Origin of the sequence: Pullulanibacillus sp. KACC 23026 (assembly GCF_029094525.1) — a bacterium.
GTDB lineage: Bacteria > Bacillota > Bacilli > Bacillales > Sporolactobacillaceae > KACC-23026.
The window spans coordinates 2,829,561-2,853,645 of sequence record NZ_CP119107.1; the positions used below are offsets into that span (position 1 = coordinate 2,829,561).

Genomic DNA, 24,085 nt, shown 5'->3' on the forward strand with positions numbered 1-24,085 from the left:
CTACTTACCCATTCAGCTTTTTTAACAGCACCTCGGAATTAAAGAAAAGCATATTATTTAAAAAAATTGGGATGTCTTTCTTTTAAAACTTCCTTTTCAATTAAAGCTAATCTCAAGTGATCAGACATTGCTGCTTCTGCTTTCTCGGGCTGTTTTTCTTTAATAAATTTAAAAATTTCTTTATGCTTCGAAATGATATCCGTCCAATCTAGTGACGAATAGACTCTTAAAAGCCGCAAACGGTTAAGATGATTGTTGGATTGATGGAGAAATTCCCATGTTCTCTGCTTCTGGCAACCTTCAAAAAGGAGTCTGTGAAACTGTTCATCTAAGTCAAACAGTCTTGAAAAGTCTTTTTTCTCAACGCAGAGATCTTGCATGATCAAATTTGATTCCATCGCTATTTCTTCTGAAAATGCTTCACAGGCCAGCCGAACGACGGACCGTTCAATACTTTCACGAATAAATCGGTCTTCTTCAACATGATTCAGATCAATTAATGAAACAATCGTTCCGCTTTGTGGATAGATCTCCAAAAGTTCCTCTTGAGCTAGTTTTAGAAAAGACTCCCGTACAGGTGTTCGGCTTACTTCCAGAGCTGCTGCCACCTCTTTTTCCGAAATTTTAGTACCTGGCTTCAACTCTAAGCTTAATATTTGCTGTTTAATTGTTTGATAGATAATCTCTCTCGTTGTGCCTCTTCCACGTATCGTTGGTGATGTTAACAACATAGCCCCCCCTTTTTTTGCCTTATTTTAGTACAATGACTAATTATACTAGTATAACAACTTGTTAAAAAAATAATGACTGACCTATGGTTATCTTGATTCTTTTTAGCTTCTTCTCTTCATTCATTAAAGCTAATTCCACTTTCAACCATACTAGTATGAAAGCTGTGTGTTAAGCTCATTATAAAGCGCTTTCATTATACTTGCAATTGTTTTTTTTAGAAAATTTTTAAAAATATAAAAGGTGAGAAGTTATTCCCCCTCATTACTTCATTAACTTGCTTTTTTTAGTTGGATCACAAATTCCAGAAACGCGTTTTTTCCCATGGTAAGTACATTCATCGGAGGGACATTTATGACAGTTGTTGGCTTCAATAACGACAATCAGATCAATTCATAATCAAATAGCCCTTCGTCACAAAGCATCATTCCGACCAAAATATAGAAGAGCTGGGACAAAACTAGACGAACTGACTTAAATTCCGAACAAATTATTATAAGTACAGAAACAAATAGGAAACGCAGTCAAAATACGGAGACTCCTGCGGGAACAGCACGTGTCCGAAGACCCCGCAAGCAGGCGTTTTCCTTGCTGAGGAGGCTGTGGCCTTGCCCGCGGGAAGCGACGTATTTTGACGGAACACTTCATAAATGACTTAACTTATAAATGGAAAACCGAACCCATCACTTTAAAAAGTGAGAATAAGTTCGGTTTTTTCTATTCGTCAACTACTTCTGTCCCAGCCTCTTTAAAAAAATTACAATCGGTAATTTGGGTTTACGAGACGCTCGGATGAGGTACTTGCCTTAACTTGTTTCAGGTCCCGGAAAATTGAAATCCCTCTACTTTAACTAAGGGAATACAAGTTAGCTTCATAAAACACCAAAAGCGTCATCGACAGACCCACATGATATAACACCTTTGTTCAATTCAATTGTTCCTTTTTTCAATTGACTTTTGTAATTTCATCAGCCGATTCAATTTTGATCGCTTGATTTTCAGCCACAATGCAAAGCTCCGCTGCCTTAAAAGCATGCTCTTGTGTCATCGCATTTTCAGTCCCATTCAAGCAGTCTAAAATAAACTTGCCAAAGAATGGATAACCTGCTTTTCCAGTTACTTCAAAATGCTTTTCACCCTGTTGATTAACGAGATACAGTTGATTTCCTTCTTTATCACGGGCAATATCAATGTATTTCCTCACCTCTATATAACCGTCTGTTCCCAGGATAAATACTCGCCCATCTCCCCACGTACCAAGACCATCCGGTGTAAACCAATCTACACGGAAATAAAAGGTTGCTCCATTATCAGCGACGAGTGTGGCGTCCCCAAAATCCTCAAAATCAGGATATTGTTTATTGTTAAAATTGGCCACTTTACTATGTAGAACCTTCGCATCCTTTGCCCCTGCAAACGTAAGAAATTGCTCAATCTGATGGCTCCCAATGTCACATAGGATGCCTCCAAATTTCTCTTTTTCAAAAAACCATTTTGGACGCATATTCGCGCTCATACGATGTGGCCCCATGCCAATAACTTGAACGACGCGGCCAATCGCCCCTTCTTCAATTAATTGGCCCGCAAAAACGGAGCCTTCATTATGAAGACGTTCCCCGTAATAAATGCCCCACTTTAACCCGGTCTCTTTTGTTTTCTCGCGTGCTTGCTCGAGTTGCTCCAATGTTGTAAAGGCGGGTTTATCTGCAAAATAATGCTTGCCATGATTCATCGCCCGAAGTCCAATAGGACCGCGTTCTGATGGAATGGCGGCGCTTGCTATAAGGTGAATCGTTGGATCCTCTAATATTTCTTCTTCTGATGCTACAACCTTTGCTTCGGGATAAGCTTTACAAAAACCTTCCACTTTTTTTGGGTCCGGATCATAAACAGCGACAACTTCGCCACCGGCTTCAACTAAACCGTTACACATTCCATAGATATGACCATGATCTAAACCAATTGCTGCAAAACGAAACTCGCCTTTTTCAACGACAGGGCTCGCCTTTCCTTTTGGTGCATAGTTCATTCCATTACTTTTATCCATATAAAGAACATCCTTTCCTCTTTTAGGAATCCATTTTTCTGCCCAATGTAATCTCGCTATTAGAAAAATTCTCGATACTGGTCGTTTTTTCATAGAAATGAGTCGCATTTTGCAAGATGCCCTCTCGTGTATAGAATGGGCTTGACTCATCTAATGGAAGATTTACCGTTTGCTTAAGGCTTGCTGATTGGAAGATCGCAGTAATGAGTTCAAGTGTTTCTCTGCCTTCCTTTCCATCAACTAAAATCTGTTTATCACCACGAATCGCAGATAGGACATCTTGAATTTGTCCTGCATGTCCCTGAAATTCAAGATCTGGTTGACTCTCGTAAACTTTTTGAAGCTCTTCCTCTAGCTCCGGATTAGGTTTAGGGAATCCGTTTTCTTGTGAAGTTGAGGCCTTCACTTTCCATGGCACTGAGACACGCGCCTTCTTCCCTTGAAAAATAAGCTGTTGTTCTTCACCATGGTGAACAACCGAACTGGTCACTTGAGCTAAGGCACCATTTTCATATCGGCCAATAGCAATAGAAATATCTTCAACCTCTGCATTATCATGACTCGTATTACTCATAACCGCAGTAATTTCCGATGGCATTCCATTCATCCAACGGAAAATGTCCAAATGATGGACAGCATGATTAAGGGTACATCCGCCGCCTTCCTTCTCCCAAGTTCCGCGCCACCAAAGATCATAATAACTGTGGCCTCTCCACCAATAAGAATCTACTTGGGTATGAACGATGTCACCCATCAGACCCGTTTCTAACACACTTTTCAGCTTCATCATCGGATTCGTAAAACGATTTTGAGCCACGACAGAGAGGATTTTCCCGCTTTTTTCTGCCGCTTCATTCATGGCATCACATTCTTCAAGAGAGGATGCCATCGGTTTTTCAACTAGCACATGCTTCCCCGCATTTAATCCTGCAATTGCGATTTCAGCATGTGTGTAGGGAGGTGTACAAACCGAAATAAGGTCAATATCGTTTCGTTCTAAAAGCTTATTGTAGTCACTATAAACCTCTGCATTAAGCTCATGCTGAAGAACTTGCTGCTTCGATTTCTCTGGATAAATATCACTTAAAGCTACAATTTGGCAATCATTCGGAAATTGCTGATAAGCCCTTATATGTGCATTTGAAATGGAGCCAGATCCAATAATTCCAACTTTTATCATGATTAGTCCTCCTGCTCATTTTTTTTGTAACGATTCTGTTCACTTTTTGTATGCCCTTACATTTTTAAAAAAGGGATTTTAGGATTTGATGAAAAAAAGAATGTAAGAGCTTCGATTTCACAAAGGGATTTACCTTCTTGAAAATCAACTTAAAAAGGAATGATTACAATAAATTTCTTATGGGATCCAATAAAAGTTAGATAGCTATCCATAGCCCCTCCTTTCCTAGATTCCGATAATTGTATTTTAAATTTTCCCTCTTTTCTGCGGTGTATATTAGTATAGTAAAACAATTGTTGCTCAATGTCATTGGAATTATTGCTTTTTATATTGCAAATGTTGTTATTCTATCTAAACATAAAGTCCAAGATAAATTTCTAAAAGTTCATTGAAGACTCACCGCTAATTAAACAATTCGAGCGTTGGATAGGATTCATTTTGTCGAAGCCATTGATGGGAATCCGTTTACCCCAATCTCATAGATGGTTTTCAGCAGACCATTATCCATCGTGAATGAAACGCGAGAACCGTCCCCTGAATCCCATGTGAGCCCTCCCGATCCAAGTCCGTTAATTGAACAAACTTCCCCGTATCTAAATCCATGCTGTACAGATTGGTACAATTATTCCGATCGGAACCAAATATTAATTTTGATCGGTCATACCACCCAGAATTAGTAAAATACAAATGGAAATTATGGGCGTTCCCATTGGTCAGTTGTTTGATTGTGACACCTGAAATGGGATCTGTAAACGTTAAAAGTTCGCTCGCAAATTCTCTGCCTTTTGTCAATGAACTCGCTCCCTTTCTATCGGTCTCATTACCTTCTTCTTTTTCACCTATCGCTCTCTTAAGCGATATAATCCCCAAGTGAATGTTGTTGGCAATGTCATTTTATTTAATTGTATATAATATATCGCACATTGTATATCTATCGATTCAAAAAATAGACCTTGACCATAAAAAAATGTTCAAGTTGTTCGCAAACAATTACTCAGGACGATTCAAGGGCTAGAACGACCACTATTCTTGCCCCGCCTATAAATAAGAAGCCCTTTTACATTAAATTAAATCAACTTGAGTGCCGCCTTTAACCTCCACAATTTGACCATCAACGTTCAGCCAAACCGATTGAACGGAAGGATTATAGACAAAACGACTCGAAGCAGAAAAACGCAAATTTTGAAAGGCTTTGAGATAATCCACGATCTCGATATTCGTTGCATACCAAATATCGCCTCGATTCCCTATAAACTCACAAAACGTTTCGATGAGATCCCAATTTTGGTCCTGATCAAATTCATAACTATGCCCCCAGACGTACATCATGTATAAATATTGGGACTTATACAAACCAACAAATTCCTCTGCCAGTTTCATCAAATCTTTATTGTGATGGCAGGTCGGGTTCCATTCCATCCAGTCATCTGGCATCGCAAAACTTTTTGTACTGTGAACCGTTCTTGCGTAGTCTATCCCTAAAAAAGGCAGCATTTCTTTGATTTGCCTATTAAATGAGCCGTTAGGATACGAAAGTCCGCGAACAGGATAGTGTACGATATCTTCCAACTGCTTGCGATCCTCAACAAATTCTTCAACCAATTGCTCTTTCGGTGACCTGGCAATGGTAGGATGCGTGAAGGTATGGGCCGATACTTCATGCCCTTGATAAAGACTACCTGTTTCGGATTGACTCAACCGCCCCGGTGTATCAAACAATCCCCCATTAAGATGGAAAGTTCCTTTTATGCCGTATTGATTGAAAATCCCCACCAATTGACGGTCTGCTTCCCTCCCATCGTCGTAACTCATTGTCAAAACCTTAAACTTCCCCTCTGGAAATGTCACAACAACTCTCGGCATTAATGGGTTCACCTCTAATACAGATTTAGTTGACTATTCTTTTATCCTATCACAATCAAATTATTAAACTGAGTAGAATGACTTTTTCATTTGTTATGCTGATTATTGTTGTACGGGCTAATTACTAGGTTTATTCGTAGACTAGCTGCTAAGTAGATTTTTTACTAAAGAAGGTAATGGGTAACCTTTTTGAGTAATCAAAAATAAACGGAGATTTTTCCGTTAAACAGAAGAATAGATCTTGGTTCAGGAATATAAGCGGAGTTTTTCCGGTTAAGCAGAGCAAAATGACTCCTACCTGTACTTTCTGGAGTCAATAACCGGAATTTCTCCTTCTATTTAAGCTATTTTTAGTGCGATTTCCTAATTAAGAGAAATTTCTCCGCTTATTTATCAACTCCGCGGCAGCGTCAAAATAACCTTTTATAAGAGCCCCCCAAGTTTTCACGTTTTCGAAAACTTCTTAGTTATATGTACCTGTTCTTTTATGTGTACCTATATCCCTATTTCAATCTTGTTACCCGTCTTGGCACTTTCAACGGCTCCTAATACCATGGCGATGCTTTTGATGTTATCGGTGCAGTCTGTCTCGGCCAAACGATCGTGTTCAAGGGCGTCAAACATGTCGTCCAAACAGCCGGAATGGCCTTCACGTCCTTCCCAGGTGTCCGGAATCTCCATTCGATGATAACTTCGCATGAATCCATCTTGGTTGGATTCATCAACGGTTTCTACAATAGGATGATGGATCCCGTCCCATTTGGCCGTGCCTTTACTGCCCGTGACACGCCATTCCGATTCCCAGGAAGTAGGCAGGCCCTCGGCACACCAAGACCCGTTATAACTAAATACAGAGCCATCAGACATTTCAAAGATACAAATGGCAGACGCATTCCCCTTATACCAGGATCCTGGAGGATTATATTCATGACAATAAACGGACACTGGATCTGCTCTTGTTAAGAACCTCGCCTGATCAAATGTATGAATGGCCATATCTAAAATAAGGACATGATCCATGAGGTCCCGAAAACCGCCAAAATGAGGTCCAAGGAAAAAGTTTGCATGGATGGATCCGACTGTTCCAATGACATCCGTCTTTAAAGTTTGACGAAGCGCTCGGATCTTCTTTAAAAAACGGCGGTTTTGCATCACACTATAGCGCTTACCCGTCTGTTCGGTAAGTTTGATCATTTCCAAGGCATCCTCCAGCGATTCCGCCATGGGTTTCTCACCAAACACGTTGCATCCAGCCTGTAATGCGGTTGTTACAATTTGTTTGTGACTGGACGGAATGGTGACGTCGAAAACCAAATTGGCCCCTGTTTCCTCAATAGCTGCCGATAAATCAGTGAAGATCGGCACATTTAAGCCATGTTCCTTCGCCCTTTTCACTGCCTGCTTTTCATAAAGATCCACTAGCCCCACAATGTCAGCATTTTCGCGTTCTGCTGCGTACTTTAACCACTCATTGGACATTCCGCCACAGCCAGCTAAAATAATTTTATGTGTCATGATCCCATCACCCCCATGTTCTTTCAATCTAATTAACCTGAGACGATCATTCAAACCGTGAACGAATCCTCTCTTGCATTGAATCCGCTTTCTATCTTTCATCCTACCACAACCCAACCGTTTTGGCAGAAAATAACGTCTTTTAGGCGGTATCATTATTACTGCATTTGAAACGGTTTTTTAGAAATCACACGCTTTGAGAAACTCTCTCTATACGTGTTAATCTCCCTTTTAATTGAGTCTAACTTTCTACTTTGTGACAAGATACTGCAATGTTTGTCATCTGTTTTTAACTCATCCTTAAGTTTAAGAGGACCTTGAATACGTGTATATAATAATAAGCAATGAATTAAGAGGCTTTTTCATGAAGGAAATTTTATCTGCTAACATAAAATTTAATCGAGAGCTTTCCCTGTTTGACCTGTTTACCTTCCATCAATTCGCACAGTCGTACGCAGGATCGCTCTTTATCTTGAGCGGTGACAACCTGATCCATCCCAAGCACTTTACACAACTGGTCTCTTTCTTTTTGCTCAACAAACGTGAACTGACGATTGTCATTGAGGGGCATCAAGTACATCAAACGCTTCAGCACATACAAGCCTGGTTCAGGCATCTTCACAACCGACTTTTGTCGAAAAGCTCTCTCAAGTATCTATCCATTTGATATCGCCTCTATTTCCTTCGTGATCTTGATTTAAGGCTATAAACTATGAGAAGGAAGTGAACAACCTATGAGTTCCCATTTCTCATCTATTGTATTAGCTTATGACGGATCGGAGAACAGCTATAAGGCTCTAATTGAGGCCGAAAAACTTGCCAAACTAAGTCAGGCGCGTTTAATGGTCCTTTATGTCAAAGATCCAACCCCCACTTATAACCAGCCCATGTTGTCCGGTATGATCGTTTTCAATCAACCATTAACAGTCGCAAGTCCTGTTCTTGCGTCCAATGATGACACTGATGATCAGACTAAAGATCCTTCCGAGACGATCCTGTCAGAGGCCAAACTTAAGCTATCATCGGCCTTGAAAAATTTGGATTTTGAAAAACGGACGGGAAAGCCCGCTGAAGAAATTTGTGACTACGCCAAACATAATCAAGCTGATTTGATTGTCATTGGAAGCCGTGGTTTAAGCGGCTTTCAGAAGCTGATCATGGGCAGTGTAAGCTCACAAGTGACTCATAATGCTGAGTGTCCCGTTTTAGTGGTTAAGTAATCTAGAAAGCTAAACAAGTCGAGTCCTGTTCACTAGGACCCGGCTTTTTATCCGTTTGGAACGATCCAATACGTCGAATGCCCTCCCTTTACCAAGCTCCGATAAAATTTTTGAAGGAAGTATTATTCTTCCTTCAAAAGTCGTACAATGTAAAAAACTGCCTAAACCATAAGAAACGTAAATGCCACCACTACATCGTATTATTTTGTAAGCGCTTCCTAAAGATGTGCGGCGGCATTTGATGCAGGTCTATGAAGTTTGGCGGAGATTTTTTTATTAGGAAGCTTGTCCTGCTATTCTGCAACGATCAAACTGTTATTGAAGAAATGAGGCGATCACATGTTAAAAGGAATTAACCAATGGTGCTATCCTGATGGCACCCCGCTTGAAAAGGTTTTTGAATACAGCCAACGGGCGGGCTTTGACGCGGTGGAATTAAACATGAACCCGAATGGCGGCGTCGGTTTGACAATGGAAACCACCCTCAGTGAAGCTGAGTCCATTGCGGCAATGGCCAAGCGCTATGATCTTAAACTGCGAAGCCTTTCCACCGCCTTATTTTGGGAGTTCCCTCTCTCAGATCCTGATAAAGCGGTTCGTAAAAAGGGCCAGGAAGTACTCAGGAAGCAGATCGAACTCGCAGAAGCGATGGGGATGGATACCGTGCTTGTTGTCCCTGGTATCGTGAATTCAAGAACCCCTTACGAAACCTGCTACGCAAACAGTCGCGTGTCGATCGAGACTATCCTCCCACAGGCAGAACAAGCTCATGTTAGAATTGGCCTCGAAAACGTCGGGAATAAGTTTTTATTATCCCCCATGGAATTTGTGAGCTATATCGATTCCTTTCAATCCCCCGCACTTGGCGCTTATTTCGACATTGGTAATGCGCTGCACTATGGCTATCCGGAGCATTGGATTAAGAGTCTTGGCGAGCGAATTTTTAAAGTACATGCCAAGGATTTCAGTGAATCCAATCAATCAGTTCCGCTTCTTGCCGGAGATGTGAATTGGAAAGACGTGATGACAGCCCTTTATGAGATTGGCTATAACGATACGGTCACCGCTGAATTAACGCCTTATAAGACCGGTCCCGAACTGTTAGCTTATGACACCGCACGTCACTTAGAAACTCTATTTAATTGGGCGAAACCGGTTTAGGAAATTCGCTTCATCAACTCATCCTTACCGCGAACCTCTCTTAACACGTTTTTGGCTATGAATTTATAGAGGAGTCGCTTGTGATTCACGGTCCCTATTTCGGACGTGAACGAGCCTCTTCCCCACAAAACTAAATCGGTTAAGAGAGGTTTGATTCCCTTGATTTATAAGGTTTTTTGATAACCTTATAGGATCTCGGTTTAAGGGGATCCTCCTAGTTAGGCTACCACTTTTTTTTAAAAAAAAATAGCCGTTCTTCCCAACGCCTTAGCTCCTACGCTATAAAATAGCCTTCCTTTTCCAGTTCTATTAATCGATCAACCCTAATAATCGTCTAAAGTTGAAAAAAAGATTGTTTCCGAAAATAAGTTGTGATATTATTTCTTTCGTAGGTTAGTTCGTCCGATAAACAAACAAAGATGAATACGCTTCAAATTTTTTTAGCATTGCGTGTAGACGTTTTCAAACCAACTTCATCCAAAACGTAAGGACACTCGGACGAATGACATTACCACACGCGATTTCCAAAAACCTATTTCTGCTGATACACCCTGTGATGTGCGACAGGATCAAAAATGAGAACCACTTTAACTACGATGAGTTCTTCATACCTGTTGTCACTCGGCTTTCAAGCTTTTGACCGATCCCATGAGCTTGCTGGATGACTTTTTAAATCCTTGCAGTCGGAGTTACAGAAACCGTTAGTGAGAATCTGGCCGTCTCCTCTTCGGTGACGGCACTACATGTGACCTTCAGGAAAGCGTCTACATAGGTATATACCTTTATAGACTCGAATCCGGCTATTAATCTAGCTAAGTCGATCCGATACACGTCCTCATTTTTTGATGGTTTGGATCTTTTGCGGAGACTTACTAAACCGCTTTCGATATTATAAAAATTCAATAAAGGAGATTCATTCACATGAGAGAAAACACTCAAAAAATTCAAAATGAAGAATATCGTAAACTCAATCTTTCTGAGCGTCTCGGTTACGGTCTCGGGGACTTTGCCCAGAACCTCGTATTCGGTACAGTCGGAGGATTCTTGGCGCTCTATCTGACAACCGTTAATGCGATTGGTACGGCGGTTGCAGGTTTTATCTTCTTGTTTGTCCGAATCATTAATGTATTCTGGGATCCAATGGTTGGAACCTTCGTTGATAAACGTACCCTGAGGAGCGGTAAATATCGTCCATGGCTTCTGATCGCCGGTATCCCCCTTGTTATCTTGGGAGCGTTACTCTTTGTTCCAATTCCAGCGATTCGTGGTTCAGTGCCAATAGCCTTTATCACTTATTTCTTGCTCGACTTGATTTATTCCGTCGTCAACATTCCATACGGTTCACTTAATGCGTCACTTACACGTGATTCTGAATCAGTTGCCAAAATCACAACGACTCGTATGATGCTAGCGAACATTGCGAACCTCTTGGTGTATACCCTGTTCCCAATGTTTGTCCAAATGGCAGCACCAAAAGACCGCTCACTCAAAGACACTGGTTTCTTCGGTCTTAAGCTCAACATGGGGACGTATACGGATCCTTCTGCAGGTCACGCTTGGTTTGGCGTTTACATGATTTACATGATACTTGGTGCTATCGCTTTGTTCTTATGCTACCGTTTCACAAAGGAACGCGTTGTCGCAACACCAGAACAATCTGCACAAGTAAAAGCGTACGACCTCTTCACTGAATTGAAGAATAATAAACCACTCATTATTCTTGGTCTTTTCTTCATGCTTGCTTTCACCTTCATGTTCTTCATGAACACCGTGAATGGCTTCTTTAACCAATATACGGTCAATCACTCAGACTGGATGGGTGCTGTCGGCCTCATCGCCTCCATTCCTGGTATCGCTTTCCCAGTCTTTTGGCCAAAATTGAGAAAAATCTTTGGAAAAAAAGGATTCTTCTATTTCTTCCTTGGTATGTTTGTTGTTGGTGAAATCTTGACTTGGATCTGGTCATTAAAAGGCATGCACGATCTCCTCTTCCTTGCTTATATTTCAACCTTCATTAAACAATGGGGACTCACCTCCGCAACTGGTTTCATGTGGGCACTCGTTCCAGAAGTCGTTTCTTATGGGGAAATGAAGTCTGGTAAACGTAATGCTGCGATCATCAATGCGATCATGGGTCTTTTCTATAAGATCGGCTTTACTCTTGGTGGTGCCATTCCGCTTTGGGTCCTTGCTGCCTATGGCTTCAACGGAAATGCCGTGAAGCAAAGTGCAGGCGCTCTTGCCGGTATCAATCTAACAGCGATCTGGATTCCATCCGCACTTGCGATCGTTTCAATGATTATTATGGCTCTATACCCTCTGACCGATAGAGATGTCGATAACATCAATAAACAACTTGACGATTCGCGTGCCAAAGCAAAAGCCAGCTAACTCTATTCATTTTTTAACACAACAATAGGAATTCTAACTCAGAATAAAGCAGAAATACCTAGCGAGATAATAAACTTTTTATCCCTTGGCTTCTCCAATAGGAGTTGTCTAGGGATTTTTTAATAGGACTCTGGACGATAGTAAAACCTTCTCTTGAAGGGGACGTATTCCGCCTCCATTTCGATCGTTCATCCATTCCAAAAAGAAAACGGCACCCATTAGATGCTCTTTTTCATACATTTACACTTGGCCCTGTTCGTTCAGATATGTTTATTTCACTGTGTCAAAAAAATTAAACGGAGGAATTCCGTTTAATTTGGGAAATAACCCTATTTCCTTAAAAATAAGGGGAGTTTTTCCGTTTATGTGTATCCAATGTCTAAGATTTTGTCTTAGTTCAAGTCATTAAGCGGAAATTCTCCGCTTATATCTGTTTCTGAAGCTTCCTTTTTAATCATTAGCCGGAAATTCTCCGCCTATTAACTCTCTCCCTACACGAAAACCATCAATGTGAGAAACGCCACCATTTTTAAATAAACATTGGATAGAATAAGATAAAGGAACTTCCTCTTGAGATGTCCCTTTATCTTTGGGTTCCTATTTTTTCAGTGCTCTTTTAAGCTTCCGGTGTTTGTTCTACACCCCTTTTCCTTGTTCTAAAACGCCAGGTACCCAGGAAAGACATAGATCATGCCATGGTATCGTAAATGTTTTACAGCAACCACCGCTTCCACCGGACTCTCGTTCTTTTTTGAGTTAAATTTTCATGACTCATTTCAGCACTCTTTCATTTGTAAACGCATTCATTTTTATGTTTTTTATTTAACTTCTGTCCAGTTCTACTAAGATTGAATATATATCGACACATTGATCCCATCATTTATTCAAACCATTTTGATATGATTTAGACTTTCATAAACCATATAACATTTTACTTAAGTTATGAAATGCCTGCTCTCACAAACAATCACACTGGAATGTTTTTTCTTAAAACTAATCCATACATAACAGCAGAGATTAAAGCAAGAATACCTGTTACGATTAAGGCAAGGGTAAAACCACCTTGAGAAGAAATTAAGAAGCCTGTTATGATTGGTGCAAAGGCACCTCCTAAAAATCCCCCAAAGTTTTGAATACTTCCGATTGAAGCAATAAATTTAGGTGTTTCAACTACGTCCGTTGCAAGTGCCCAGATCGGGGCAGAGCAAAGGCTATACGTAAACATTCCAATTGTTAACAACGTAACAGCAAGTCCAGGACTGTGTGCAAATGCTGTAATAAGAAGAGCAATTGCCGTAAGAAAAGCACCTAGAGCGATTGTTAAACGACGTCCATCAAGACGGCTTCTACCACCTTTAATAATCAAATCTGAAATTTTCCCGCCCAAAAGAACACCTAACGCACCGGCGATAAAAGGTAGAGACGCATAAATCCCTGTCTTTGAAATCGATAATCCTTGGGCTTTGACAAGATAAGTAGGCAGCCAAGTAATATAAAACCAGAACAAATATTGTAAGGCAAAGTTACCAATCATCATTGCCCAAATTGGATAATGCCCAAATAATTTAAACCATTGTGCCCAAGTAACAGATGTTTTCTTTGCGGTTTCCTTCTCAGCTTTATCTTCATCGCTGTCTTTCTTAATGTAAGCTAATTCTACTTCGGAAACCCATTTATGTTTTTCAGGATCGTTATATAGAATAACCCAGCCAATTAAAGCAAGAAAACCAATTGAACCGATGATAAAGAACATTGGAACCCAACCGAAAGCTAGCATGAGAGCAGTACATAGAAGAGGAGAAATGGCTAAACCAATCTGCGTACCGCAAATAAAGATACTTGTTGCTGTTCCCTTTTCATTCTTTGGAAACCAAGCGTTTGTTGCTTTTATAGCAGCGGGGAACATTACGGACTCGCCCACACCTAAGACGACGCGAAAAAGAATAAAAGCGGTGATAGCCCTAGCAAAACCGGTAAGAACAGATACAATCGACCAAATAGCGACCGAAATAGTCATTAAAATTTTTGTCCCAAAGCGGTCAACTGCCCATCCCGATGGAAGATTCATAACTGCATATGGCCAAACAAAGGAAGAAAGAATAAACCCCATTTTAGCAGTACTAATATGCAAATCTTTCATGATAAGTGGTGCAGCAACAGATAAGTTGCCACGATCTAGATAGTTTACAATAGAAAGCAGTGTTAATACGGCAACAATCGTCCATCTTATGTTCTTCCCACGTGGCCTAATAATAGACTTCAAATTGTTCGTCTTTGCATTAGCTGATTGTGTATTCATAAGATTTCACCTCATATAGTTTTTTCGAACCATACAAAAAGGAAGAGCGCAACCAATTCTTCACCTGTCTTATGAAAAATTAAGTTGCGCTTGGAAATCATTCTTAATTATTCAAAATTAACAGCGCACGTTTTTACTTGTGTGTAAAATTGAAGTGCAGCAGTGCCCTGTTCTCGTGTATGGGAACTTGACATTTTGGAGCCACCGAAAGGAGCTTGATATTCCACTCCGGCAGTTTCTAGATTTACCCTTACCATTCCGGCATCGGCTTCATCTAAGAAGCGAAGACCCTTTTGTAAATTACTTGTAAATATAGATGCTGTAAGCCCATAGATAGTGTTGTTACATACTTGTATAGCTTCCTCAAAAGACTTTACACGAATTAAAACTGCAATTGGACCAAATATTTCTTCTTGAATCAAAGGATGATCAATCTCAAACCCGTCTACCACAAGAGGCGTAATAAAGTTCCCCTGATTCAGATCTGAGATACAAATTCCTTCGGCGATGATATTCCCCCGTTTCGCAATATCCGCATATTTCGTTACGATTTCGTATTGGTCTCGAGAGGCAACAGGACCTAAATAAATAGCTGGATCAGTTGCTTCTCCTACTTTTAATTTAGACACAGCTCTATTCAATTCTCGTTTGACATCTTCATAGATAGTTTCTTCTACTATAATTCTGCTAGTTGCGGTACATTTCTGTCCTGCCGAACTAAATGCTCCCGAAATAATTGCCGGAATGGTATTAGATAGATTAGCATCTGCGAGAATGACAGCTGCATTTTTCCCTCCCATTTCCGTCTGAAATTTAATATTTCGTTTCGCACAGGCACTTGCAATCCATTGACCAGTTTCGGTTGATCCCGTGAAGCTAACTGCTTCCAATTTAACTTCTTCTAATAGGGTGTTGCCGATTACACTACCCTTTCCAATTACAAGATTCAGTACACCAGCTGGTAATCCTGCCTCAACAAATAATTCCGTTACACGAGTTGCAGTTAGCGAAGCCATTTCTGCTGGCTTCCAGATAATTGTATTTCCACATATTAACGCTGGCGCAATCTTCCAAATAGGGATTGCAACTGGGAAATTCCACGGAGTAATCACCCCGACCACGCCTAGTGGTACTCGTTTGCTAAATTGAAGGACATTTTTTTGCGAGGCAGGGATCACATCACCACACTCTCTCATACCTTCTCCTGCATAAAACCTTAAAATGTTAATGGCTCGTGTTACCTCACCCAGCATTTCATTCATGGGTTTTCCCATCTCAGTGCTCGCGAGCAGCGCCAACTCCTCACGATGTTCTTCAAATTGTGAAGAAACTTTGTATAATAAGTCTGCCCGCTGAGCTCCTGTCCTCTTGCTCCAATCCTTAAAAGCTAACTGTGCAGCTTCTCCAGCATGCTTGACATGGGCAGAGTTGGAATAGTGGAGAATACCCACTTTATCACCTATATTTGAAGGATTATAGACATCCTTTGTATCTTCTTCAGGAATGACCCATTCTCCATTAATCAAGTTTTTTGAATCCATCGAAACACTCCTCATAACGTTTACTAGATTTTAGAAAAAAACTCACATTTTGCCCTACTTAGTAGAGTACATGTATCGGCGAAGCGTAAAGAAGTTGATATAGCTCCGCCTTTTTTCTCTAAAATTAAACACGCATTATTGGTTTAAACATGATAAAATAAATTGAGGTTTTTCTATAGCGTTTTTGCCTAGAGTAGACTCTTGCAAAAACGTTTTTTTGTTTTTTTTAAACAGTTAAAATGATGCCGGCTTCCACTAGACGCTGCTGAATTTTAGCTTTTTTCTCTTCAGATGGTCCGAGAATCGGGCTTCTAGCTGGGCCTACCTTACGACCCATTAGTTCAATTGCTGTTTTTGCAAGAAACGGCATATTTGGGCCTTCAATTTCTCTCCATAATGGAAGTAATCGATTATGAAGTTCTAATGCTCCTTTGTGATCACCGTTTTGAACCATGTTCCATAATTTAAGGCATAATTCAGGAACAACTGCCAACATACAAGTAATCGCACCTTCTACACCAAGAGCAAAAGCAGGATATAATAGATCATCTATTCCCGTTATGATCGTTACGTCTTTTTGAAGAACATAAAGCATATCTGCAATCTTATGCATATCCCCTCCACTTTGTTTTACACCAGCCATCCAAGGAACATTATCAATGATTTGTTTCATTGCATGAACGTTGATATCTACCCATGGAACAACATTGTAGATTAAGATTGGCAGTTTTGCTTTTTCTCCAATCGTACTGAAATGTTGTACCAAACCTTCTGTGCTTGGAGTCCATAAATAATGAGGAGGTGTGACCTGTAATGAAGATACACCGGCTTCTTTTGCAGCTAACGATTTACGTACAGCCTCCGCTGTTGAGTCGGCAATGATTCCGCCAATTACGGGAACACGGTCTTTTGCTTGGTCAACAACGGCTTTGTTAAGTGTATAAACTTCCTTCTCAGACAAGCCTGCACCTTCACCAGTGCTGCCCCCGACACAAATTCCATGAACCCCCGCTTGGATTAAATATTCTACTTCTTCATAAATTGCTTTTACATCTATTTCCTCTGTACCCGATTTAAATGGAGTAACCATTGGCGGGATAATTCCTCGAACATCTAGTTTCATTTTTGAAAACCACCTTTTTAGTAAGTTTAAATTTTTTTTGCTAGTTATAGATTGCTCATTCATTGTCTAATTTCAGTTCTTCACCTCTTGTCAGTTTTTAAAAAAATGATGAAAAATGATCACCGAAAGAAGAATGATAATTTTATATTTTAAAAAAACTCATTATAAAAATGTTCTAATTTCCCCTTAAAGGACATTAGCCTTTTTTAACATTTGAGCAATATATTCCTTTTCATCTGCAGTTGGTGCTTGGATTGGACTTCTAGTAATACCAGCTGTTCTTCCTAGTTGACGAATCGCTTCTTTGATCTTCCCTTGGAAGTTTGGCCCTTGAATAGCTAAGTAAACTGGCAGCAATTGTTGATGGACGGCTTCGGCAGTAGCAAAGTCTCCCTTTTTAAATGCTTGCCATTGTTTTACTATGAGTTCAGGTACAATGGCCGATGGAGCAACAATGGAACCTCTTGCCCCAATGGCATAGGTTGGATACAATAAATCGTCGACAGCACTGCTTACCAAAATACGATCACCGCATTCACTAATCATTTGAGCAAGAGCATGAATATCTCCGCCGCTTTGTTTTATGGCAACGACCTGCGGGATCTCAACTAGTTGTTTCAGCAAACCTGGTGAAACTGAGTTGTGAGGGACTACGTTATAGATTACAATTGGCAAATCAAGTTTTTCTCCAATTCGTTGGTAGAATTCAAAATTACCCGCATCGGAGGGGCGATTAACAAAATAAATAACGGGTGTAACCATCAACGCATCGACACCGGCAGCTTTTGCAACTTCTGCCGTCCGAATGGCTTCCCTTGTCGAGTTCCGAATAACTCCAGCTACTACTGGGATTCTACCATCTACTTCCTTAACAGCAAGTTGGCAAAGACATCCAAGTTCTTCATCTGTTAAAACAGAGCCTTCACCTGTGGAACCACCAACACTGATCCCATCGACGCCTGTACTTACAAGGTAGCGAACTTGCTCCACAAATGCTTGTTCATCAATGTTTTCGTTTGGATCGAATGGTGTTATTGTTGTTGCGATGATTCCTTCTAAATTAACAGTTTTCAATGGAATACCCCCTGATTAGCCTAGTAGGCTAGTTATGTTGAAACATATAATCACTTTTGTGCCTGTAACACATCATTAATAACCTTATAAATTTTATAGCAAAGCCAGGCGCCACCATCCACTGTTCCAACTACCCTTTCACCAACCCAGCTTGCTCTTCCTGTTTTCGGAACCATTTCTTGTGTTTTAATTGCTCCTTCCTCAGCAGCTACAACCGCTTTATGAAGCGCTTCCATCGAATGCGTGCCATCTGCTATTGCGTTGGAATAGGCTTGGAACGCCGGAATAAATGCATCCAAAATGGTACGATCCCCCAAATCTGCTTCTCCGCGCTTTTTGATCTCCTCAATCATAACTCGCTGTAACTCAATAAAAGTCTCGGAAGTCATTTCCTGATCCTCTTTCATTGACCTAGCAGCTGCAGATAGTGCAAATGCTGTTAATACACCAATAGTCGATGGTGCCTGTTTCCTTACTGTTGTTCCTGAAAGAGACAACCATTCCTTTAACGACTCGGCGTTTAAGGCAATTTCATAAATGGAGTTCCCCATCAACTCTACGGTAACACCTAGATCACCGTCCCCTTGCAACCCATCAATATGATTAAACTCTTCTTTAGAGTTAACACAGAATTCTCTAAGCTTTTCCGTAATAAGTAAGAGCTCCAATAATCGTCATTCCTTTCTAAACATGTGAAAAAGTTATCTGAAAAGGCAATCGTTTTATGACTTTCAGATTGAAATGAACGGTGAACGTGCAGGTTCATCTAAAAACGTCTTCAATTCATCATCTAATTTCAGGATAGATAGTGAAAAACCACCCATTTCCAGCGAGGTTCCATACTCCCCGATAAAAGGTCGATATATTTTAATTTGTTTTTCGTCAAGCCATCGGTAGACTTCTCGGTATCCTATGTAGAGCTCTTCCAAAGACGAACTACCCAGGCCATTTACAAGAACTGCTACTTCATCCCTTGCTGACAGTCCCAAGTCTTTTGAAATTTTTCCCATCAGCTCATTGACATACTCTTTCGCTCCGGCCGCTTTTTGGCGAAAAATCCCCGGTTCTCCATGTATTCCGATTCCAATTTCAACTTCGTCTTCGTCTATTTCAAATGATGGGTTACCAGAAGCCGGAATCGTGGCTGGGGTAAACCCAATTCCCATGCTGCGAATATTCTCCACTGTCTTTTCAGCTACACATTTGACTTCTTCAAGGGACGCCCCTGATTCAGCACACGCACCAGCTATTTTGTAGGCAAAGAAAATGCCAGCGACACCGCGGCGTTTTTGTTTTTGTTCGAAAGGTGCGGATGTAACGTCATCGGTCACCCGAACGGCTTCAACTTGTATCCCTTCCTCTTCAGCAAGCTCTTGTGCAAGCTCGAAGTTCATCTTATCCCCAAAATAATTTCCATAAAGAAAAAGCACTCCAGATCCGCTGTTAATTTCCTTTGCAACAGCCAACATGCTATCGGCACTCGGTGAGGTAAATACATTTCCTACACATACGCCATCTGCTAGTCCTTTACCAACATACCCAAGGAAAACGGGTAAATGCCCGTATCCCCCACCAGTCGCAATGGCTACCTTTCCTGCAACCGGAGCATCTGCTCTAACAACGGCTCTTGGATCATCCTGTAATCCCCGTAACTGATCTGGATGTGCCAATAAAATTCCCGCTAAAGATTCATCAACGAATTTATTTGGGTCATTTAAAATTTTCTTCAAAATAGTAATCCTCCAATCATTAAGGAGTAGGTTTTGTTGAGTCTTCTTCCTCTTTTTGAACTGCACTTATAAGACCTGTTTTTGACATTAATAGATGCTGAACCATATACTCCTTTGCCGCATCGGCATCCCGATCACAGATACAACGCAAAATATCATCATGCTGACTAACTGCTTTCATGGCTTCTTTAGGGATCAAAAAGACTTGCTTTCGATAAACAGTTAAAAACTTCTTTGTCATTTCATGAAGACTTTGCAATAAAGGATTTTGCGAGGCCTCAAATATTAAGTCATGAAACGCCTCGTCTCCTAATGTGATTTTTAATGGATCACCGTTGATAATGTATTGCACGAAATCATTGTGGCACTTCTCCAACTTTTTAAAGTGTTCCTCTGTCCCTCGTTGGGCAGCTAATGATGCTGCGACTGGTTCAAGCGCCAAGCGAACTTCGATCAGATGAAAAATTTCTGGCTGATAGAGATTAAACCAATGGAGGAATTCACTTGAATCGAAGTTCTTTCTTTCGACTACAAAGGAACCTTTCGTTGGCCGGATTTCTATGATTCCAACAGCCTCGAGAATTCGCAATGCTTCTCGGACTGAAGAACGTCCAACTTGCAAAATTTGCGACAATTCACGTTCATTGGGAAGCTTACCGTTTTCATTCGTACCTCCTTCTTTTATAAACTCTTTAATCCTGGCTACTGTGGACTCCACTACAGACTCTATTGCCAATTAAAAAACCTCTTTTCTATAAACCCTTTATAGACTACAAAATTAAAACTTTTAGTGGTCTGACCAAAAACCCAAAAATCAACAATGGTCTGACCATCAACTTTGTATTTTCATCATAATTTCATAATTACGGAATGTCAATCTAAAAATTTAAAAAATTTAAAAATATTTTTTCGGGTTATCTTAACAAGATTTATATTAATAAATTCTTTGTTTTATATTGCCAAACTTATTTTTTTATCTGAAATTTCAATTGACTTTTTTTGAAAGCGATTACATAATAAGTTTGCTGGTCAGACCAAAAATGGTAAAGGTTAACAAATAGACGTGATTTCAGAACTAAAAATCTAGCTGTTGATTTAATTCGCCTTAAATATCGAAATGTTAACATCCGAGATTCAGTTGGCAAATTCAATCTGATGAACGCGATGTTATACAATCTGCTTATCAAATACAAGTTTCAGAGGAAGATTGCCACTTCCAACAGATCCTTTGGGACACTGGCTAAATACGATCCAACCAATCGATTCATGTAACTTATGAGGGGCAGGCCAGCTTCCCCGTACATAAATAAAAGAAGGTCCTGCAAAAAATGCAGGACCTTCTAATTTTGTAGAAACTTTATTCCATAAACGTGAACACATCTTCAAATAGACATGGTATCTTCCCCTTCTTAAAAAATCGCCCCTGTTAGAGCAAGACCGGGTAAACTAATTATTGAACGGCTTGTTTGACTAAGTTGTTCAATTTCCAACGTGGTGTCAGAACAAACCCTTCAGGCAAGATACCTATACACCTATTCGATACATTGAAAAATCCTCTCCCCCCTTGAAAGGATTCCCAACAATCTTTATAGAGTTAGACAAGCTCCGTTTCTTTTTCAACAATGGTTTTCGATAAATTATGAATAATGTCACCTCGACTGATGACACCAATCACTCTTCCAGCTCGATTGATCACTGGCAACTTCTTAAAATGATGTTTAGAAAGCAACCGCATTGCTTTTTCAAAATCATCATTTGGTGAAACCGATCTAATGTTGTGTTTCACCATAATCTTCTCAATAGGTGTATTCATTTTACAACGTAACACATCTTCTATATTCTCAGCTTCTGCTACATAAGACATGTAGTAGTTCGCGATCACTTTTGATTCTTTTGGAGCTAAAAAACGCACGACATCGCCATCTGAAACCATCCCGACTAAGTTTCCTTTATCGTCCACAACCGGGACTCCGCCAATGCGATTTGTCTCAAGTAAAGAAATTAACTCCTTAACCGTTGTAGAAGGATTGGCTGTATAAACATCATAGATCATGAAATCTCGTACTTCCATTTGTATCCCCCTCCTATAATTCCATTATACATGATAACGCTTACAAATTAAAGAGTTAATAAATGATTGGTTGGATCGCTTTTACACACAGATTCTATACTAAGAGATGTCCCGTCACTCATTTGCTCATCTTATTAGTTTATGCTGGCGTGTTCACCGCCAATTATTAATCCGATTTATTAACCCTAAACCATGGCTACAAATCGATTGCTAGTACAATTAATAAAGAGGGTCATGTCTCTAAAAAAGGGGGATGCCTTTTCTTTTAATGTATATAAACCATTCTCACAAACCTGTGTATATGGGGAATGTACGTTACAACGCGCGAGTCCGAAATGTAGGACAAAACACAAGGACTATTAAAGAACAGATCTCATAAGTTAATAGAGTTCATTATGGTGGATTTCCGTTAACAGGTTTGATGATGTGTACATTTTGAACATCAAGGATGGTCATTAGTCGTACGACAAACCACAGCAAAGATGGACTAAAGCGGATTTAAGAGTATTTGCTTGTGGTGTCTCGGAAAAAAGAACAGCAGTTTCTTGATCAAATGCTTTTAGAGTGGATACGGCGGATGAATATGTTCTTAGTAAAGTGGCATAACATAAGGAAAATAGTCCTAACAGTCTGTACCTGCCCTTCATAAGTGGCAAGACGGGATTTTTCCTTTCTACTACCTTCTGAAGCTTTAACCGCATCACAAGTAACAGGCGAACAAATGCTTTATGTATAGGTTAAAACCCATAACCAAAGGGTATGGGTTTGCATGGTGAAGGGTTCGTGGCTCCTCGTACCGAATCCTCCAGGACATGATATACGTGTACTGGAGTACCCGAGGACCTACTAACCAATCGTAGGACAAAGTTGCTTTAATACTATGCCAACAAACGACATTACCCCAATGGACAACGAGGTCTCATCCACCGTGAATTTAGGATGATGATGCGGAAAGGTTATCCCCTCTTGGAGATTGCCTGCACCTACATAAAAAAACGTGCCTGGTACTTTAGCCTGGTAGGCTGAAAAATCCTCACCTCCCATATCTGGCACACCTTCCACCACTGTACCCTCGGGAAATATGTCCGTTAGAGAGTCCCATACTTTTTTCGTAACAGCTTCATCATTTATCACCGGTCGGTAACCCCCTTGGTACTCAAATTCATAAGTTGAACCATGGGCTCCCGTAATCCCTTTGATAATCCGTTCCATCAACTCCGGCACTTTCTGACGCAACTCTGTCTTGAAGGACCGAACAGTTCCACAGAGTTCAACTGTTTCCGGAATGATATTATGTGCTGTACCTGCATGAAACTGAGTCACAGACAAGACAAGTTGTTCTAACGGATCGACATTGCGTGAGACGATGTGCTGTAAATTAGTCACCACTTGCGATGCAATTAGAATCGGGTCAATATTGACGTGCGGCTCTGCCGCATGACCACCTTGTCCGTGAATTCGAATATGAAACGTGTCAGGACCTGCCATCATAGGGCCCGACATCACAGATACCTTTCCAACTTCAAGCGGTGACCAAAGATGAATTCCAATGACGGAATCGGCACCATCTATCACACCAGCATGAACTAGCTCTTGGGCACCGCCAGGAAAAAGCTCTTCTGCATGTTGAAATATAAACCGCACTTCGCCATGGATTTCATGACGCAAGCCGCACAATATTTGAGCGACGCCTAGTAACATAGCTGTATGACCATCATGTCCACATGCGTGCATTTTGCCAGGAAATCGAGAGACAAAATCAAAGTCATTCTCTTCCGTTATTGGCAAGGCATCCATATCGGCACGCAATGCTAGTACGGGACCCAGGTAAGCACCATTTAACCGCGCTAAAACACTCGTTTTCGTGGGTTTACTCACTTCTAAGCCACCGAATGATTGGAGTGTATCATACACAAACTGCGATGTGTTTACCTCTTCAAAGGAGAGCTCTGGATTCTTGTGTAAATATCGTCGCCATGCAACAACTTCATCTTTAACTTGATCAACTAAGGATTGAATCATTTCAATTCTTATAGACATATCAATCCACCCAACTATCTTAGTTTGACTATCGAGCACAACTTAAAGAGCAGTCCCTTTGCGGCGATTGGCTCTATCGGACAGCCTTGCAGCTTTTAAGA

Annotated in this window: 20 protein-coding genes; 5 read left to right on the top strand and 15 right to left on the bottom strand. The window is 40.6% G+C overall.

What is annotated here, in order from left to right:
* Positions 1 to 53: 53 nt before the first annotated feature.
* From PU629_RS13085 to PU629_RS13110, 6 genes are all read right to left on the bottom strand, one after another.
* Entirely contained in the window at positions 54 to 731 is a 678-nt protein-coding gene (locus PU629_RS13085; RefSeq protein WP_481900432.1) for a GntR family transcriptional regulator, read from the bottom strand.
* Positions 732 to 1,675: 944 nt separating this feature from the next.
* Positions 1,676 to 2,776 carry a Gfo/Idh/MocA family protein gene (locus tag PU629_RS13090; protein ID WP_275280513.1) on the bottom strand — a complete coding sequence of 367 codons (1,101 nt, stop codon included), beginning with the start codon at positions 2,774 to 2,776 and terminating at the stop codon, positions 1,676 to 1,678.
* Positions 2,777 to 2,798: 22 nt separating this feature from the next.
* Positions 2,799 to 3,956 carry a Gfo/Idh/MocA family protein gene (locus PU629_RS13095; RefSeq protein WP_275280515.1) on the bottom strand — a complete coding sequence of 386 codons (1,158 nt, stop codon included), beginning with the start codon at positions 3,954 to 3,956 and terminating at the stop codon, positions 2,799 to 2,801.
* 489 nt (positions 3,957 to 4,445) lie between these two features.
* The gene (locus PU629_RS13100; RefSeq protein ID WP_275280516.1) at positions 4,446 to 4,748 is read right to left on the bottom strand and encodes a TolB family protein; all 303 of its coding nucleotides are present in this window, start codon (positions 4,746 to 4,748) and stop codon (positions 4,446 to 4,448) included.
* A 270-nt stretch (positions 4,749 to 5,018) separates the two neighbouring features.
* On the bottom strand, positions 5,019 to 5,819 hold the full coding sequence (locus PU629_RS13105; protein WP_275280517.1) for a polysaccharide deacetylase family protein: 801 nt from the start codon (positions 5,817 to 5,819) through the stop codon (positions 5,019 to 5,021).
* Between the two features lie 495 nt (positions 5,820 to 6,314).
* A complete protein-coding gene (locus tag PU629_RS13110) occupies positions 6,315 to 7,334 on the bottom strand; it encodes a Gfo/Idh/MocA family protein (protein WP_481900433.1) in 1,020 nt (339 codons plus the stop codon).
* Positions 7,335 to 7,698: 364 nt separating this feature from the next.
* On the opposite strand from PU629_RS13110, the gene PU629_RS13115 reads away from it, so the two are divergent.
* The 4 genes from PU629_RS13115 to PU629_RS13130 all read left to right on the top strand — a co-directional run bounded on the left by PU629_RS13115 (position 7,699) and on the right by PU629_RS13130 (position 12,106).
* Positions 7,699 to 8,001 (top strand): hypothetical protein, encoded by a 303-nt coding sequence (locus tag PU629_RS13115; protein WP_275280518.1) that lies wholly within the window; start codon positions 7,699 to 7,701, stop codon positions 7,999 to 8,001.
* A gap of 67 nt (positions 8,002 to 8,068) precedes the next feature.
* On the top strand, positions 8,069 to 8,554 hold the full coding sequence (locus tag PU629_RS13120) for a universal stress protein (protein WP_275280519.1): 486 nt from the start codon (positions 8,069 to 8,071) through the stop codon (positions 8,552 to 8,554).
* 339 nt (positions 8,555 to 8,893) lie between these two features.
* The gene (locus tag PU629_RS13125) at positions 8,894 to 9,715 is read left to right on the top strand and encodes a sugar phosphate isomerase/epimerase family protein (RefSeq protein WP_275280520.1); all 822 of its coding nucleotides are present in this window, start codon (positions 8,894 to 8,896) and stop codon (positions 9,713 to 9,715) included.
* Positions 9,716 to 10,636: 921 nt separating this feature from the next.
* A complete protein-coding gene (locus tag PU629_RS13130) occupies positions 10,637 to 12,106 on the top strand; it encodes an MFS transporter (protein WP_275280521.1) in 1,470 nt (489 codons plus the stop codon).
* A 967-nt stretch (positions 12,107 to 13,073) separates the two neighbouring features.
* Here PU629_RS13130 and PU629_RS13135 read toward each other — a convergent pair.
* The 7 genes from PU629_RS13135 to PU629_RS13165 form a co-directional block, all read right to left on the bottom strand.
* Positions 13,074 to 14,405, bottom strand: a complete 1,332-nt coding sequence (locus tag PU629_RS13135; RefSeq protein ID WP_275280522.1) for an MFS transporter — start codon at positions 14,403 to 14,405, stop codon at positions 13,074 to 13,076.
* Between the two features lie 107 nt (positions 14,406 to 14,512).
* Positions 14,513 to 15,946, bottom strand: coding sequence for an aldehyde dehydrogenase family protein (locus PU629_RS13140; protein ID WP_275280523.1), 1,434 nt, complete (start codon positions 15,944 to 15,946; stop codon positions 14,513 to 14,515).
* Positions 15,947 to 16,172: 226 nt separating this feature from the next.
* Entirely contained in the window at positions 16,173 to 17,069 is an 897-nt protein-coding gene (locus PU629_RS13145; RefSeq protein WP_275280524.1) for a dihydrodipicolinate synthase family protein, read from the bottom strand.
* 186 nt (positions 17,070 to 17,255) lie between these two features.
* The gene (locus PU629_RS13150; RefSeq protein WP_275280525.1) at positions 17,256 to 18,143 is read right to left on the bottom strand and encodes a dihydrodipicolinate synthase family protein; all 888 of its coding nucleotides are present in this window, start codon (positions 18,141 to 18,143) and stop codon (positions 17,256 to 17,258) included.
* A 50-nt stretch (positions 18,144 to 18,193) separates the two neighbouring features.
* Positions 18,194 to 18,811, bottom strand: coding sequence for a dihydroxyacetone kinase subunit L (locus tag PU629_RS13155; RefSeq protein ID WP_275280526.1), 618 nt, complete (start codon positions 18,809 to 18,811; stop codon positions 18,194 to 18,196).
* A gap of 63 nt (positions 18,812 to 18,874) precedes the next feature.
* On the bottom strand, positions 18,875 to 19,873 hold the full coding sequence (locus PU629_RS13160) for a dihydroxyacetone kinase subunit DhaK (protein WP_275280527.1): 999 nt from the start codon (positions 19,871 to 19,873) through the stop codon (positions 18,875 to 18,877).
* Between the two features lie 19 nt (positions 19,874 to 19,892).
* On the bottom strand, positions 19,893 to 20,609 hold the full coding sequence (locus tag PU629_RS13165) for a FadR/GntR family transcriptional regulator (protein WP_275280528.1): 717 nt from the start codon (positions 20,607 to 20,609) through the stop codon (positions 19,893 to 19,895).
* Between the two features lie 433 nt (positions 20,610 to 21,042).
* On the opposite strand from PU629_RS13165, the gene PU629_RS22615 reads away from it, so the two are divergent.
* Complete coding sequence (locus PU629_RS22615) at positions 21,043 to 21,117, top strand: hypothetical protein (protein WP_481900514.1); 75 nt, start codon at positions 21,043 to 21,045, stop codon at positions 21,115 to 21,117.
* A 350-nt stretch (positions 21,118 to 21,467) separates the two neighbouring features.
* On the opposite strand, the gene PU629_RS13170 is transcribed toward PU629_RS22615, so the two are convergent.
* Positions 21,468 to 21,944 (bottom strand): CBS domain-containing protein, encoded by a 477-nt coding sequence (locus PU629_RS13170; RefSeq protein ID WP_275280529.1) that lies wholly within the window; start codon positions 21,942 to 21,944, stop codon positions 21,468 to 21,470.
* 846 nt (positions 21,945 to 22,790) lie between these two features.
* Complete coding sequence (locus PU629_RS13175) at positions 22,791 to 23,984, bottom strand: M20 family metallopeptidase (protein ID WP_481900434.1); 1,194 nt, start codon at positions 23,982 to 23,984, stop codon at positions 22,791 to 22,793.
* Between the last annotated feature and the right edge of the window lie 101 nt (positions 23,985 to 24,085).

Coding starts and splice junctions, on each gene's coding strand:
- PU629_RS13085 (WP_481900432.1), bottom strand. CDS start 731: ATGTTGTTAACATCACCAACGATACGTGGAAGAGGCACAACGAGAGAG.
- PU629_RS13090 (WP_275280513.1), bottom strand. CDS start 2,776: ATGGATAAAAGTAATGGAATGAACTATGCACCAAAAGGAAAGGCGAGC.
- PU629_RS13095 (WP_275280515.1), bottom strand. CDS start 3,956: ATGATAAAAGTTGGAATTATTGGATCTGGCTCCATTTCAAATGCACAT.
- PU629_RS13105 (WP_275280517.1), bottom strand. CDS start 5,819: ATGCCGAGAGTTGTTGTGACATTTCCAGAGGGGAAGTTTAAGGTTTTG.
- PU629_RS13110 (WP_481900433.1), bottom strand. CDS start 7,334: ATGACACATAAAATTATTTTAGCTGGCTGTGGCGGAATGTCCAATGAG.
- PU629_RS13115 (WP_275280518.1), top strand. CDS start 7,699: ATGAAGGAAATTTTATCTGCTAACATAAAATTTAATCGAGAGCTTTCC.
- PU629_RS13120 (WP_275280519.1), top strand. CDS start 8,069: ATGAGTTCCCATTTCTCATCTATTGTATTAGCTTATGACGGATCGGAG.
- PU629_RS13125 (WP_275280520.1), top strand. CDS start 8,894: ATGTTAAAAGGAATTAACCAATGGTGCTATCCTGATGGCACCCCGCTT.
- PU629_RS13130 (WP_275280521.1), top strand. CDS start 10,637: ATGAGAGAAAACACTCAAAAAATTCAAAATGAAGAATATCGTAAACTC.
- PU629_RS13135 (WP_275280522.1), bottom strand. CDS start 14,405: ATGAATACACAATCAGCTAATGCAAAGACGAACAATTTGAAGTCTATT.
- PU629_RS13140 (WP_275280523.1), bottom strand. CDS start 15,946: ATGGATTCAAAAAACTTGATTAATGGAGAATGGGTCATTCCTGAAGAA.
- PU629_RS13145 (WP_275280524.1), bottom strand. CDS start 17,069: ATGAAACTAGATGTTCGAGGAATTATCCCGCCAATGGTTACTCCATTT.
- PU629_RS13170 (WP_275280529.1), bottom strand. CDS start 21,944: ATGGAAGTACGAGATTTCATGATCTATGATGTTTATACAGCCAATCCT.
- PU629_RS13175 (WP_481900434.1), bottom strand. CDS start 23,984: ATGTCTATAAGAATTGAAATGATTCAATCCTTAGTTGATCAAGTTAAA.